The organism is Nonlabens sp. MB-3u-79 (assembly GCF_002831625.1).
GTDB lineage: Bacteria > Bacteroidota > Bacteroidia > Flavobacteriales > Flavobacteriaceae > Nonlabens.
On sequence record NZ_CP025116.1, the window covers coordinates 248,010 to 261,766 of the forward strand.

At 36.9% G+C, this 13,757-nt stretch carries 17 protein-coding genes; 9 read left to right on the top strand and 8 right to left on the bottom strand.

The window, feature by feature from the left end:
• Positions 1-3 precede the first annotated feature (3 nt).
• The gene (locus CW736_RS01140) at positions 4-258 is read left to right on the top strand and encodes a DUF2752 domain-containing protein (RefSeq protein WP_157810852.1); all 255 of its coding nucleotides are present in this window, start codon (positions 4-6) and stop codon (positions 256-258) included.
• Between the two features lie 60 nt (positions 259-318).
• Complete coding sequence (locus CW736_RS14240) at positions 319-681, top strand: CCC motif membrane protein (RefSeq protein WP_232735378.1); 363 nt, start codon at positions 319-321, stop codon at positions 679-681.
• A gap of 525 nt (positions 682-1,206) precedes the next feature.
• Here the strand turns inward: CW736_RS14240 and CW736_RS01150 are convergent.
• From CW736_RS01150 to rocD, 3 genes are read right to left on the bottom strand one after another with little or no spacing between them, the layout of a single operon-like run.
• A complete protein-coding gene (locus tag CW736_RS01150) occupies positions 1,207-1,545 on the bottom strand; it encodes a DUF2752 domain-containing protein (protein WP_198519327.1) in 339 nt (112 codons plus the stop codon).
• A gap of 34 nt (positions 1,546-1,579) precedes the next feature.
• On the bottom strand, positions 1,580-1,891 hold the full coding sequence (locus CW736_RS01155; RefSeq protein ID WP_101012171.1) for a CD225/dispanin family protein: 312 nt from the start codon (positions 1,889-1,891) through the stop codon (positions 1,580-1,582).
• Positions 1,892-3,187, bottom strand: a complete 1,296-nt coding sequence (gene rocD, locus CW736_RS01160) for an ornithine--oxo-acid transaminase (protein ID WP_232735379.1) — start codon at positions 3,185-3,187, stop codon at positions 1,892-1,894.
• 168 nt (positions 3,188-3,355) lie between these two features.
• Between rocD and rlmD the strand changes: the two genes are divergently transcribed.
• From rlmD to CW736_RS01180, 4 genes are read left to right on the top strand one after another with little or no spacing between them, the layout of a single operon-like run.
• Positions 3,356-4,774, top strand: a complete 1,419-nt coding sequence (gene rlmD, locus CW736_RS01165) for a 23S rRNA (uracil(1939)-C(5))-methyltransferase RlmD (RefSeq protein WP_101012172.1) — start codon at positions 3,356-3,358, stop codon at positions 4,772-4,774.
• 6 nt (positions 4,775-4,780) lie between these two features.
• Positions 4,781-6,277, top strand: coding sequence for a TlpA family protein disulfide reductase (locus CW736_RS01170; protein ID WP_101012173.1), 1,497 nt, complete (start codon positions 4,781-4,783; stop codon positions 6,275-6,277).
• Between the two features lie 5 nt (positions 6,278-6,282).
• A complete protein-coding gene (locus tag CW736_RS01175; protein WP_101012174.1) occupies positions 6,283-6,795 on the top strand; it encodes a DUF6452 family protein in 513 nt (170 codons plus the stop codon).
• On the top strand, positions 6,776-7,471 hold the full coding sequence (locus CW736_RS01180; RefSeq protein WP_101012175.1) for a DUF6048 family protein: 696 nt from the start codon (positions 6,776-6,778) through the stop codon (positions 7,469-7,471). Before CW736_RS01175 ends, CW736_RS01180 begins: the two co-directional genes overlap by 20 nt.
• A 36-nt stretch (positions 7,472-7,507) precedes the next feature.
• Here CW736_RS01180 and CW736_RS01185 read toward each other — a convergent pair whose 3' ends face one another.
• The 3 genes from CW736_RS01185 to ruvX form a co-directional block, all read right to left on the bottom strand.
• Complete coding sequence (locus tag CW736_RS01185; RefSeq protein ID WP_101012176.1) at positions 7,508-7,903, bottom strand: DUF5606 domain-containing protein; 396 nt, start codon at positions 7,901-7,903, stop codon at positions 7,508-7,510.
• A 92-nt stretch (positions 7,904-7,995) separates the two neighbouring features.
• Complete coding sequence (gene def, locus CW736_RS01190; RefSeq protein ID WP_101012177.1) at positions 7,996-8,589, bottom strand: peptide deformylase; 594 nt, start codon at positions 8,587-8,589, stop codon at positions 7,996-7,998.
• Positions 8,590-8,712: 123 nt separating this feature from the next.
• Positions 8,713-9,126: a Holliday junction resolvase RuvX gene (ruvX, locus tag CW736_RS01195; RefSeq protein WP_101012178.1), complete on the bottom strand. Its 414-nt coding sequence runs from the start codon at positions 9,124-9,126 to the stop codon at positions 8,713-8,715.
• A 102-nt stretch (positions 9,127-9,228) separates the two neighbouring features.
• Between ruvX and CW736_RS01200 the strand changes: the two genes are divergently transcribed.
• Both CW736_RS01200 and CW736_RS01205 read left to right on the top strand, forming a co-directional pair.
• On the top strand, positions 9,229-10,044 hold the full coding sequence (locus CW736_RS01200; protein ID WP_101012179.1) for a 2,3,4,5-tetrahydropyridine-2,6-dicarboxylate N-succinyltransferase: 816 nt from the start codon (positions 9,229-9,231) through the stop codon (positions 10,042-10,044).
• Positions 10,044-11,108: a glycosyltransferase family 9 protein gene (locus CW736_RS01205; protein ID WP_232735380.1), complete on the top strand. Its 1,065-nt coding sequence runs from the start codon at positions 10,044-10,046 to the stop codon at positions 11,106-11,108. The genes CW736_RS01200 and CW736_RS01205 overlap by 1 nt, the downstream gene beginning before the upstream one ends.
• 65 nt (positions 11,109-11,173) lie before the next feature.
• Here the strand turns inward: CW736_RS01205 and CW736_RS01210 are convergent, their stop codons facing one another.
• On the bottom strand, positions 11,174-12,004 hold the full coding sequence (locus CW736_RS01210) for a glycosyltransferase family 2 protein (RefSeq protein WP_101012180.1): 831 nt from the start codon (positions 12,002-12,004) through the stop codon (positions 11,174-11,176).
• Between the two features lie 115 nt (positions 12,005-12,119).
• On the opposite strand from CW736_RS01210, the gene CW736_RS01215 reads away from it, so the two are divergent.
• The gene (locus CW736_RS01215; RefSeq protein WP_101012181.1) at positions 12,120-12,884 is read left to right on the top strand and encodes a glycosyltransferase family 2 protein; all 765 of its coding nucleotides are present in this window, start codon (positions 12,120-12,122) and stop codon (positions 12,882-12,884) included.
• Here CW736_RS01215 and CW736_RS01220 read toward each other — a convergent pair.
• Entirely contained in the window at positions 12,881-13,720 is an 840-nt protein-coding gene (locus tag CW736_RS01220; protein ID WP_232735381.1) for a glycosyl transferase, read from the bottom strand. The genes CW736_RS01215 and CW736_RS01220 overlap by 4 nt on opposite strands.
• Positions 13,721-13,757: the final 37 nt, after the last annotated feature.

Sequence of the window (13,757 nt, forward strand, 5' to 3'; positions counted from 1 at the left end):
TGTATGAGTAAACAATTAACGGGAATGGACTGTCCTGGATGTGGAATCCAGCGGTCCATTTCTTTTTTATTACAAGGACATCTATCAGACTCTTTTCTTATGTACCCTGGATTATTTCCTGGTATTTTTTTATTCTTTTTTCTTATATTTGATTGGTTTACAGATGTGAAACATGGTGAACAAATTAAACTCTGGGCCACCATCATCACCATAGGTACTATTCTAACGAGTTTTATAGTTAAAATGCTAATACATTAAAAAATATTGTAACATTGTATACCTATTGTCAACTAACTTAATAATTAAAACCAACCCACCATGCAAAAATTAAACACCACCTTAGTGTACATCTTATCTGTTATCGGATTCTTATGCTGTTGTGTCTACGGTATAGGAACTATTTCAGCTATTATAGCTCTTGTAGTAGCAAACAAAGAACTTGCTAAATACAATGCCAACCCAGATGAGTATATAAACGGTAACGCGATGAAAACAGCAAGGACTGTTGCTATTGTTTCCTTATTTATTTCATTCATTGGTCTTGCATTTGTGATATGGTCATTAGTTAATCCATGTCTGTTTTTTGATTGGTACATAGGTGTATTTGAAGGAATGGAAGGAATGCCAGCAGAATCTATGGAACAAATTTATCAAGCAGCTGAAGAAGCTGGATGTAGATAAATCCTATAAAATCATAATTAAAAAAAAGGGAAAGCTCACGCTTTCCCTTTTTTTTTGTTGATATCCCGAGCTTAATTTGCTTTTAAACACAACTTCAAATTGATGAGAACATCTAGAAACAAAACGCTCCCCAGCTGAGCAAACCCCAGCCCCTATAAACAGAAAACCTAGCCTTGTGTTTTCTCGCACCGAAATCGATTAAAAAACAGCTACAGATTCATAACAGCTTTAGAAAACCTTAATCGCAACGGGGTCATCTAAGGTGTGTTCTGAAAGTCCTACAGAGATAAGTTGAAGTTTTCCTTTCACTGAGTTATTTTACACTGAGAGGAGCTTTCAAGGACTTACATGGGTTAAGTTTACAACTAAGTATACATATCGATACTTTAAGTTACTTACGCAGCGCCAATAAGAATAAGATATAAAGCCACTACATTTAGAAAAGGTCTATTATAGATCAGGAAGAACAGTTAATGACAACTCCTTTATTATAAATAACACTAAGCTTTACAGAGCCCCAACAACTTATAGATTACGCAAAATAGTAAAAACTATAATGACTGCAAATACAGAGAGTACCAGATACTTATTATTAATTACACGTCTAAAAGAATGACCCCTCAAAGAAGGAATCCATTCAAAGACACCTACCAAAATTCCAAAAGGCAGTAAAAAAAACAACAGCGGATTATAATTAAAAGCTTTTTCCAACTCTCCGTTCAATAAAGAATGAACCGCTCGCTGCGATCCACAACCTGGACAGTCATAACCCATTACGTATTTACTGGGACATTGTGGAAAAAAAACCGACTCTTCTGGGTGGTAATTTTTAAACAAAAAAAATGCGGCAGCTGTAAAAATCACAGCGCCGCAAATTAGTAGTATTTTATGATAACTTTTAAAACGAACCATTAGCAAGTGCAGCAAGGATTCCTGTAAAGAAAAAGACTGCAATAACGGCAACACCTGTCGCAACAGCTGCAATCACCCAGTTTTTAGCTTTTCTACTAGAATCTAAAGCACCTTGTATATCTCCCATTCTATGCTTGCTCTCTACTTGCGAACTGTAAATAATAGCAATGATTCCAAAAATCTGGCAACATAATATGGTCACTATAATAGATTCGGCCAACCATGTTTTAGGTGCTGGACCATTATTATTACCTGGATTAAATTGTTGCGAGTGCTGAGGTTGGTTTTGATCTTCCATTTATTCGAATTCTTTAAGTGTTTTAATAATTATTGAAATACACTCATCTAGTTGATCTTTAGTCATCACGAGTGGTGGTGCAAATCTAATAATATTTCCATGAGTAGGTTTAGCAAGCAATCCATTATCTCTTAATCTCAAACAGATGTTCCATGCCGTCTTGCTATCTTCTGTATCGTTGATGACAATAGCGTTCAACAAACCTTTACCTCTCACCAAAATAACCGTATCAGTTGTTTCAATGTACTTATTAATTTCAGCTCTGAAATAGTTTCCTAAAGCACGAGCGTTTTGAATCAAGTGTTCATCCTTCACCACTTCAAGTGCCGCCATTGCTACAGCAGCTGCAACAGGATTACCGCCAAAAGTAGAGCCGTGTTGTCCTGGTTGGATCACATTCATTACTTCATTATCTGCTAAAACAGCACTTACAGGATAAGCGCCACCAGATAATGCTTTCCCTAAAATCAAGATATCAGGACGTGCGTATGTTTTTTCTTGTCGTTCACAATGTGCTTCACAATTACAATCTCCACATACCGCTAGTAAACCACCAGTTCTTGCGATACCGGTTTGGATCTCATCTGCAATGAATAACGCATGGTATTTTTTACATAAATCACGAGAAGATCTCATAAAATCATCATGCGGTGTAAAAACTCCTGCTTCTCCTTGTATAGGCTCAATTAAAAACCCTGCTACATTTTCTTCTTGAAGTGCTTTTTCTAAAGCTTCTGTATCATCGTAAGGGATCTTAATAAATCCAGGTGTGTAAGGACCAAAGTTTTTGCGAGCCCCTTCATCATTTGAGAAGGAAATAATAGTCGTTGTACGACCGTGAAAATTATTTTCACATACAATTATTTTTGCTTCATGCTCCTCTACTCCTTTTTTCTCATAAGCCCATTTACGTGCAATTTTAATAGCCGTTTCCACAGCTTCGGCACCAGTATTCATTGGTAAAACCTTGTCAAAGTGAAAATACTCTGTCATGTACTTTTCGTAGAGTCCCAGTTTATCATTATGAAAAGCTCTTGAAGTAAGCGTCAAAGTTTGCGCTTGTTCATTCATTGCATTTACAATAGCCGGATGACAATGACCTTGGTTGACAGCACTATAAGCACTTAAGAAATCGTAATATCGCTTTCCATCTACATCCCAAACATAAACACCCTCACCTCTTTCCAGTACTACTGGTAAAGGATGGTAATTGTGTGCTCCATGCTGATTTTCTAAATCTATAAAATGTTGTGCTTTGCTCTGTGTATCCTCACTCATATCTGTACTTTTATTCATTTGATGCAATTTAATCATTTCGATCAAAGGATTAAAATAATAAGCTTTAAGAATTTGCGAAATTCTCCATACGAGGCAAACAACTCAACTGTTCAAAGGTTCTATAAAAACCCATAATTATGGTTAGTGTTTGAATATACTGGTATAATTACATTAATTTTGACACCTATGTCAAAACGAAGAAAAAGAGCTCAAAAGTCCTTTGAAAATGTACCTGTAGTAGATGCTGGTGCAAAAGGTAAAAGTGTTGCAAAAACAGAAGAAGGTGAAGTGATTTTCCTTACAGATGCCGTCCCTGGCGATGTGGTTAACATACAAACCTTTAAGAAAAAGAAATCCTTTTACGAAGGGAAAGTAACTAAATTTATTGAATTAAGCGATAGACGTGCAGAGCCTGTTTGCAAGCATTTCAACACCTGTGGAGGCTGTAAATGGCAACACATGACTTATGAAAGTCAGTTGTATTTTAAGCAAAAAGAAGTAACTGAAAATCTTAAAAGAATAGGTCACCTGGAACTTCCAGAAATAACTCCTATTGCTGGTTCTTCAGAACAATACCGCTACCGCAACAAAATGGAGTTCAGCTTTTCTGCAAACCGTTGGTTGACACTAGAAGAGATTCAAAGTGACGTAGAAATTGAAGATAAAAAGGCGCTTGGCTTTCATATTCCTGGAATGTGGGATAAAATCTTGCACCTGGAGGAGTGCCATCTACATCCTCAAATAGGAGAAGATATTAGATTGAGTGTCCACGCTTTCGCGAAAGCGGAAAACATAGCCTACTTCAACCCAAGAGAGAAATCTGGAACATTGCGCACTTTAATGCTACGCATGTCTTCTACCGGAGAAAACATGGTGGTGATCCAGTTTTTTGAAGATAATGAAGTGCAAAGACTCGCCTTATTAAATCATTTAAAGGAATCCTTTCCACAAATTACTTCTTTGCAGTACATCATCAATGAAAAAGCAAATGATACCATTTATGACCAAGACGTCGTTTGTTATCATGGCCGCGATCATATCTATGAAGAAATGGAAGGTTTGCAATTCAAGATCAACGCCAAGTCATTTTATCAGACCAATAGCAAGCAAGCTTATGAACTGTATAAAATCACAAGAGACTTTGCTGGACTTACTGGAAAAGAGTTGGTCTATGATTTGTATACAGGAACAGGGACCATCGCACAATTTGTAGCAAAAGAAGCAAAACACGTTGTAGGAATTGAGGCTATTCCTGTAGCTATAGAAGATGCTAAAACCAATGCAAAGCATAACGGTATAGAAAACACTACCTTCTTTGCTGGCGATATGAAAGAAGTCTTTACTCAAGACTTTATCGATGAGCACGGACAACCCGATGTCATTATTACCGATCCACCACGAGACGGTATGCACAAAGATGTGGTCGCTCAATTAATTAAATTGAGTGCCGCACGCATTGTTTATGTGAGTTGTAACAGTGCAACACAAGCACGTGATCTTGCGTTACTAGATGAGAAATATACCATCGCTAAAGTACAACCGGTAGACATGTTTCCTCAAACACACCATGTGGAGAATGTGGTTCTATTAGAATTAAAAAAATAACAGACAATGAAAAATTTATTCTGGGCTATGACGCTCGTTATCATTTCTAGCTCTTGTAACGAGACTCCAGAAATTGTAAAGCAAGAACAAAAAACAGTAGTTATTTCTGGTCATCTACAACTTACTGATTCCTTAGAATTAGAGAAGATTACGGTCTATGGTTATGATATGATGAGTAAAAAATCTTTCCAAGAAGATGCTCTGGTAAATGAAAATGGCGATTTCACTACTTCCTTCCCTTTATCGTCGGCAAGTGCGCTATCTGTATATGGTAATAACAGTTTTCAAATTATAGCCATTCCTGGAGATAGTATTTTCATCAACTATACAGAAGGTAGAGATGAAGCTGCTTTTAAAAAGAGCATCACATTTAGCGGTAAAACAGCAACCACTCAAAAGACATTTCAAGAATACCTAGCTAGCAATCCACTAAAAACGGAAGCCTTTTATAAGGAAGAAAGCGAACTGGATTACAATGACTTAGAAAAGCTTATAGATGACCATACTAAAAAACTTAAAGACTATTATAAGAACTATCTGGATAATAAAACACTCAACAAGTACCTAAAAGACTACATCGCAACAGATAAGAAGTTTGCTATTATCAATACCAAAATGGATTATGCTTCATTTGCCAATTACTACGGTAAAAAAGTGCCAGAAATGGACAGTCCTTATTATAAAGAGCTCGTTCATTTGCCTGAATTAACCGAGGAGGATATGGTCAATACGAATGCCGCCAATAGTATTCTTTACAACAACCATGCTTTTGCTTCTAGAGAAATAGAAAAAAAATTCCCCGAAGCAACTCCACAAGAAATCAACCAAGTCATCATTGAGAACGCTATTAAGGAGGGAAGTTACCTGAGCCAGCATACGGTTTCCATGCTTGTAATGGGAGATTTAGACGATCACTCCACAAAGCTTTACGAAGAAAATTCTGAACAGCTCATAGATTATTTAAAAAACTCTTCCTTGCTTGCCTCCATTCAACAAGAGTATTTAAAAACTAAAGACCTTGTTGAAAATCCGCAAATTCCTACTGAAGCAGAATTACTAACGTTTAAAAGCGATGATGCTTCAAAATTCATTGATGAGATCATTAGCAATGCTAATGGTAAAGTAATTTATATCGACAACTGGGCTACTTGGTGCGGGCCTTGTAAAGCAGAGTTTAAAGAAGCTTCCCCTGCACTTCACGAGAAGTTTAAGGAAGATGTAGAGTTTGTTTATTTATGTCATGCAAGTAAAGAAAAGGCATATATCCCATCTATTGCAGAGTATCAGATTAAAGGAAAACACTATTTCTTAACGGAAGAACAAGGAAGAATTGTTCAACAACAAATAAATCTAGAAGGTTTTCCTACCTATACTATTTTTGACAAAAAAGGAAACCGCGTTCTTTCTGATTATATTCACAGACCTAGTTATGGACCTACCTCAGATGTTTTAACAAGACTGGTAAATGATAAAAAGGTTGATCTGGCAAATAGCTCTAAGTAATTAAAATGAATAAATACTCCAGCATACTTTTTATCCTTATCACAGTAATTCTGTTAGGCAGCTGTGAAAAAGATGATTTGTGTACGCCAGATCAGGCGGTAACCCCTAGACTGGTTATTGAGTTTAAAGATGTGTTGAATCCACTACAGAATAAGGCCGTAGATCGCATCCAAGCTCAAGAAATAGGAAGTAGTGCTTTTGCCCCTCTTGATACCAGTGGGTCTACCACACTAAGCAATATAGAAACCATCTCTATTCCTTTGCGTACAGATAGTAGCAGGACCAGTTACAACCTAATTCTTACAAAAGATGGCGTTTTCAATTCAGACAACATAGACTTCAACTATATTCTAGAAGAAGCATATGTCAGTAGAGCTTGCGGTTTTAGAGTCGTTTACAATAATCTTGTGGCTATTCAAACAGCAGAAACCTCTGGGATTCAATGGATAGAAAGAGTGATTATAGTAGAAGATAATGTAACTAATAATACAGACGTACATGTTCAAATACTTCATTAACACATTAGTTCTTCTCTCTTGTTTTTTGGGTACCGCTCAAGGCGAAAACGAGATCAAAAATGACAGCGTCACTTATAAACAAGCTTATGGCTTACGTGCTGGTATAGATCTCGCTAGTTTGATAAGAACTGGTATAGATGAAGAATATACTGGTTTTCAAATTCTAGCAGATTACCGAATGTCAAAACGACTATACATCGCTGGTGAAATAGGTAATGAATCCATTGATAGAACCAGTGAACGTGTAGATTATAAAACTTCAGGTTCGTTTATAAAAGCTGGCGTCGATTACAACTTTTATCAAAATTGGCTGGATATGGATAACATGATCTATGGGGGCGCTAGACTAGGTTATGCAAATATGTCACAAACCCTTAATAGATACGACTACAATACAGATAACAACTATTTTCCTGTTTTTACTAATGTAGTTGATAGAGAGTTTTCTGGATTGAATATGGTTTGGTTAGAAATCCAATTAGGATTTAAAGTACAGGTTTTGAATAACCTCTACCTCACTGCAAATCTTCAATTAAAACGAAGACTTTCAGAAAAAACACCAGACAACTTTGACCATTTATACGTACCAGGGTTTGGTAGAACATTTGACACTAACGGCATAGGAGTAGGATATTCCTATGGGATTACCTACCGAATTCCATTTGTTAGAAAGTAGCTCCTATTTCAAAAAAATAAAAAAGCAGCAGGGTCTTTACTCTTCCTCTAAAGCTCCTAAAAGGTCATTATCTTGAAGTAAGTTGTACCACTGTATTACCTTTTTAATATCACTTGCATAAACACGCTCTTCATCATAGTCTGGAAGTACTTCATTAAAATAATTTTCCAGTTCCTTTTTACCTACCTTATGGCTGATCGCCGGACCGTTAGTTTCCTTTTCGGCTATTTTTTTTAAAACCTCTTTTAAAGGCATTTCTTTTGTGTAGGTATATATAGAGATATCTTTAAGCACACTTACATTGTGATTGATGCCTACTATAGAAGTTTTCTTATCTAACAAAGATTCTACTACAAAACCGTTTTTAGCCTTGTTTTTTAACTGGTATAACCCAGGCTTACCTGTTATGGAAAGTATATTTTCTAAACTCATCTTTTTCTTTTTTAGAGGCGCAAATATATATAATTACGCGTAACCTTTACTATTGTGTGATGACTTCAACATTTTTTTTGTGAAGTCGTTTGTTATTGTCTTCTTCCTTTTACATCTGGAAAACGCATGCGATAATCCACATTAGTTTTTCCTTTAGAAATATTAGAAAGCCTGCCTTTTATCAAACGCTTTTTAAGGCTTGAAATTTTATCTGTAAACAAAATACCTTCTATATGATCGTACTCGTGTTGTATGACACGAGCTATTAGTCCCTGATAGGTATCTGTTTGTCCTTCAAAGTTTTCATCTAAGTACCTTATCACCACTTCTTCCTGACGATAAACGTCTTCCCTTACATTAGGGATACTCAAACAACCCTCATTAAAAGCCCACTCTTCTCCATTCTCTTCAATGATCTCTGCATTGATAAATGCCTTTTTAAATCCGACGAGTTGTTCTGATTCTTCTTTAGTAAGTTCTGAATCGTCGGCAAAAGGGGTGGTGTCTACTAGAAAAAGTCTAATAGGCAAGCCCACTTGTGGTGCAGCAAGTCCAACTCCGCTAGCATTGTACATGGTTTCCCACATATTTTCAAGAATCTCTTTGAATTGTGGGTGCTCTGGAGTAATATCCTTTGCTTTTTTTCTTAAAACTGGATCGCCGTAAGCGACTACTGGTAAAATCATGTTCTTGAATGATTAAAGTTTAATGCCTATTGATGAATAATAAACATAATTTATTTTCTTTTTAAAACTATTGATGCCCTTCTGATCAATGTGATTAAAACAAGACTTGGGGCTTTATAGCTTTTATCTATTTCGATCCATATAACTCTGTAAAATTATAGTCGCTGCTATTTCATCTACCAGTGCTTTATTCTGTCGTTGCTTCTTTTTAAGCCCCCCTGTGCGCATGGCGGCATGAGCCATTTTTGATGTGAAGCGTTCGTCTTCACGTTCTATTTTTACATTAGGAAACAATTCTTGTAATTGTAACGTGTATGTTCTCAACCAAGGGCCTAGTTCACTATCGGTGTAATCCATTTGTTTAGGTTCCCCTAAAACTATAGCTTCTACCTCTTCTTTACCCAGGTAATCCAGAAGAAAAGCGGTCAAATCACGAGTAGCTACAGTGGTGAGTCCAGAGGCAATAATTTGCATAGGATCAGTTACTGCTATTCCTGTTCTTTTTTTACCGTAATCTATTGCTAGTAATCTTGCCATATATATTGCAAAAATAATCAAATGAAAAAGGATGTACTAATATGCCAGCTCCAAACTACCAATTCAAAAACTTTGCCACTATATTTGTAAAAACAATAGATCGTGGATCAATTAAGAATTGTAATAGAAAACGCATGGGAAGATCGTTCCCAATTAGAAAATAGGGTAACTCAAACCGCTATTAGAGAAGTGGTGGATATGTTAGATCGCGGCACACTACGTGTTGCAGAACCTACAGAAAACGGATGGATTGTAAACGAATGGATCAAGAAAGCTGTCGTCCTATACTTCCCTATTCAGAAAATGGAAACCATAGAATGTGGCCCATTTGAATACCACGATAAAATACCACTAAAAACAGGTTATAAGAGCAAAGGAATACGCGTTGTGCCCAATGCTGTAGCAAGACATGGTGCTTATATCTCAAAAGGGGTGATCATGATGCCTTCTTATATCAATATAGGTGCCCACGTAGAAGAAGGAACCATGGTTGATACTTGGGCGACCGTAGGAAGTTGTGCCCAGATAGGTAAAAACGTGCATTTAAGTGGTGGCGTAGGAATAGGTGGTGTTTTAGAACCTCTTCAAGCAGCCCCTGTAATTATAGAAGATAATGCATTCATAGGCTCTCGATGTATAGTCGTAGAAGGTATTCATGTAGAGTCAGAAGCTGTTTTAGGTGCCAATGTCGTACTCACAGCAAGTACCAAAATAATAGATGTCACTGGCGATAAGCCTGTTCAATATAAAGGTCGTGTACCAGCAAGGTCTGTAGTCATACCTGGTAGTTATGCTAAGGAGTTTCCGGCAGGAACTTATAACGTTCCCTGTGCATTAATAATAGGACAACGCAAAGAGAGCACTAATAAAAAGACGTCCCTTAACGATGCTTTACGTGAGTATAACGTAGCCGTTTAGTGAAGATATTGCTCCTTCAATATCAAATGCTGGGTGATGTGCTTACAAGCACCATCATTGCAGATCAGCTCAAGATTACCTATCCTGACGCTCATCTGGATTACCTCATCATAGCACATGCTGATGCTTTGGTAAAACACCACCCAGCTATCGACGGACTTATTAAAGTCTCCAAGTCAGATTTTGAGAAAATGAGTTTTATCCTCTCGCTTTCGCGGAAGCTAAAACACAAAAAATACGACCTTCTTATAGATGCTTATGGTAAAAACAATAGCGCCTTACTATCCCTCTTATCAGGAGCAAAACAAAGAATAGGTTATAAGAAATGGTTTTCTAGTCTGGCCTATACAGATGCTGTAAAAAACAATCCTGACCCTTCTATCTACAAAACTGGTCTGGCATTAGGAAGCCGAATGCTACTCACTACACCTCTTACCAAAGAGGTGAAATGGCATTTAAAACCTAAAATCTACCTCACCAATCTAGAAAAAGAAGAAGGGAAAAAATGGCTTCACAAACAAGGTGTTGACCTAGAACAACCCCTCACAATGGTAAGTGTTTTAGGAAGTAGTAAGAATAAAACCTTACCCTATTCCTACATGGCCAAGGTCCTTGATAAATTTGTAGCTACTACCGAGTCGCAATTACTTTTTAATTATATCCCAAGTCAAAGAAAAGAGGCTCAGGCTATTTTTAGTGCTTGCTCTACGACAACACAACAACATATTTTTATCAATGCTTTTGCACCTAGCATCAGAGATTTTCTAAAAATATTATCCCATTGTACCGGCATCATAGGAAATGAAGGAGGCGCAATAAATATGGGAAAGGCACTTGACATCCCTACATTCACCGTTTTTAGCCCATGGGTTAATAAGACCTCTTGGAATGTCAATGAAGATGGTAAAAAGCATATCTCTGTGCACTTACAAGATTACCAACCAGAATTATACGGCGACTTGTCACCTAAACAAATGAAGGCTCAAGCCATGGAGTTGTATGAAGAATTTTCTCCTAAATTAATGTTTGGGGATTTAGATCAGTTTGTTCAAGAGAATTATTGAACTTCAATTATTTCAACCCTTTAAAAAGATCCCCTTTGAGAACTTTAAATGAGTTTTAAAAAAAATTACTTCTCTTCCTTCACAATTCCAAAGGGAGTAAAATCCTTTTTCTTGCCTCTTGTCACCTTTCTAATGACTTTATTCTTGTCAATAGAATCTTGGTTCTTATATCCACGAGCGTGATCCAAGTGCAAACAGATGGCGCTGTACCTTATTTGCTTGGACTTAATTCCATAATTAAATAAGCGTTCTCCTAATTCACGATCTTGACCTCCGTACTGCATGCGTTCATCAAAACCATTGACCGCTTTAAGGTCTTTTAACCAGCCACTGGAATTATGCCCATTCCAACTTGCATTTGTAGGGGTGAGATTTTCCATAATCATTGCCGTTACAAACCCGGAAGTAAGTTTTTGATTTTTATAAGAAGCAGGTAATCCATTTCTTTTCAGCCACTCTGAGTCAAAACAACGTTGGGTCGCAATATCTTCTTCTGTGATTTTTTCTGAGAGCTCAAGTGGTAACTTGTAATAGCCTCCAGAAAGGAAATGTCCTGACTCACGGCGCTCATAGTGTATTTGAAGAAAGTCTTCTCTTGCTATACAATCCCCATCAGACATAACCACATACTCTGAATTACAAGCCATAAGCGCTTTATTCAAGATCATACTTTTCTGAAAACCGTTATCTTCATGCCATACATGAATAATTTTTTTAGCGCTTTTCTCTTTATAGTTCTTGATAAACTCTTTGGTTTCTTCAGTAGAGCCATCATCTGCGATAACAATTTCAAACTGTCTAAAAATCTGATGCTCATAACTCCACAAGGTTTTTTCTAACCATGGAATAGAATTATATGTACTTATTACAACTGATATGGATGGGTCTTTGATCATAGAACAATACTAGTAAATCATGTTTGTACAAATTTAATGATATAAGCTGGGTAATTAAGATAACAAAGTTATTTTTGCCGCTCTTTGATTTTTATCATGTAGATTAGTCACCATAATGTTAAAACATCCCATCACAGCAATAATTCCTGCCTATAACGAAGCCCACAATATTGTTGAGGTTCTAAAAAGTGTAGATTTTTGCGACGAAATTATATTAGTAGATAGCAATAGCAGCGATAATACGGTAGAGCTAGCAAAGCCCTATTTTAATAAGTTACTTACTAGAGAATACATTCACAGCGCCTCCCAAAAAAACTGGGCCATTCCGCAAGCGACTAATGAATGGATACTCCTGGTAGATGCAGATGAGCGTGTTACACCAGCTTTAAAAGAAGAAATTATCCAGCTTATCCCTAACCTAGATACTAACGGCCATGCTGGTTACTGGATGGGAAGACGTAATTTCTTCATGGGAAAACAGGTGCGTTACAGCGGCTGGAAAAATGACAAAGTAATACGTCTTTTTAAAAAGTCAAAATGTAAGTACATAGATAAACATGTCCACTCTGAAATCAAAGCAGATGGTACTGTAGGCTGGTTGGAAAATAAACTATTGCATTACAAGTACGTCAGTATAGATCATCACGTAAGTAAACTACAACGTTATGCTAGTTTACAAGCCCGCGACTTTGATCAAAAGGTAGGTAAGATCACTTTATTTCATGTCGTTGTTAAACCTTTTTGGGGCTTTTTCAAACATTACATTATTCAACTCGGGTTCCTAGACGGTTTTGTAGGTTTTTCTATTGCTTATTTAAGGAGCTATGGAATTTTTATGAGGTACGTAAAACTATGGTTGTTGCGCAGAGGTATTGATTAAGCGAGCAACTGTTCAATTTTATCTTCAGACAACTGGTAATGTGAGCAAATTTGCTCCCATTGGACTCTGTTAAAATCTTGCCCTTTATTTACATTTTTTAGTGCCACAAACTGCGTTCCCATTATAGGTACCGGCACTTCTGGCCTCTTATTATTTTGTAGAGATAAGGTTCCATTTAAAATAGCCATGGCCTTGAACCATAAGTCGTCTGCTTTAGGAGCTAGCTTTGTGAAAAGAGCTACATCTTGAACATCTTGATGTAAACTACCCGAAGGATAGAGTACGCAAAAAGCACCTACCGGCATATTGTGAGGCCCCTGCTCTGGAGGGTCAACCACAAATGGCCATTTCCTATAAGAAGTAATTTTACCGTTTTCATAAGTCATTTGACGGCATCTATTGCCTATAATTTGATCTGGAAACTTCAAATGCTCCTCATAAATAATTTTAAGCGTATCTGACTGATAAATAACATCGTCATCGCAAGTAACAATAGCTTTATCTGGAAATGCCTCCAGACTGTGAATTAATTTTCTATGAGAAAAACCATAAGGAGAATACCTGATTTGAAATAGCTCCCCCTGTAACTTTGAAAGCCTATTAGGGATCTGATTTTTTAAATCCTCCTGAAGCCACAGCACAATCAGTTCTGGCTGGTATTGCTGCTGCATCATGCTGCGTACAGTAATATGAAGTGTTCTTAGCCGACTAGGAATAGAAGTCAACGAAACTATTACCGGAATCTTTTTAACAGGTGCAGCTCCTAATTTTGATTTAGGGATCGCAAGCATTTTAAAACTTGCGCTTATGGATTTAGGAATTTCAGACAACTTCATAAGGAACTCATTTAAACTTTATATGTTGATGCAAAAA

Bases quoted from the DNA above. Each gene is read 5' to 3' on its own strand.
- CW736_RS01140 (WP_157810852.1), top strand. From the start codon at position 4: ATGAGTAAACAATTAACGGGAATGGACTGTCCTGGATGTGGAATCCAG.
- CW736_RS14240 (WP_232735378.1), top strand. From the start codon at position 319: ATGCAAAAATTAAACACCACCTTAGTGTACATCTTATCTGTTATCGGA.
- CW736_RS01155 (WP_101012171.1), bottom strand. From the start codon at position 1,891: ATGGAAGATCAAAACCAACCTCAGCACTCGCAACAATTTAATCCAGGT.
- rocD (WP_232735379.1), bottom strand. From the start codon at position 3,187: ATGAATAAAAGTACAGATATGAGTGAGGATACACAGAGCAAAGCACAA.
- rlmD (WP_101012172.1), top strand. From the start codon at position 3,356: ATGTCAAAACGAAGAAAAAGAGCTCAAAAGTCCTTTGAAAATGTACCT.
- CW736_RS01170 (WP_101012173.1), top strand. From the start codon at position 4,781: ATGAAAAATTTATTCTGGGCTATGACGCTCGTTATCATTTCTAGCTCT.
- CW736_RS01175 (WP_101012174.1), top strand. From the start codon at position 6,283: ATGAATAAATACTCCAGCATACTTTTTATCCTTATCACAGTAATTCTG.
- CW736_RS01180 (WP_101012175.1), top strand. From the start codon at position 6,776: ATGTTCAAATACTTCATTAACACATTAGTTCTTCTCTCTTGTTTTTTG.
- CW736_RS01185 (WP_101012176.1), bottom strand. From the start codon at position 7,903: ATGAGTTTAGAAAATATACTTTCCATAACAGGTAAGCCTGGGTTATAC.
- def (WP_101012177.1), bottom strand. From the start codon at position 8,589: ATGATTTTACCAGTAGTCGCTTACGGCGATCCAGTTTTAAGAAAAAAA.
- ruvX (WP_101012178.1), bottom strand. From the start codon at position 9,126: ATGGCAAGATTACTAGCAATAGATTACGGTAAAAAAAGAACAGGAATA.
- CW736_RS01210 (WP_101012180.1), bottom strand. From the start codon at position 12,004: ATGATCAAAGACCCATCCATATCAGTTGTAATAAGTACATATAATTCT.
- CW736_RS01215 (WP_101012181.1), top strand. From the start codon at position 12,120: ATGTTAAAACATCCCATCACAGCAATAATTCCTGCCTATAACGAAGCC.
- CW736_RS01220 (WP_232735381.1), bottom strand. From the start codon at position 13,720: ATGAAGTTGTCTGAAATTCCTAAATCCATAAGCGCAAGTTTTAAAATG.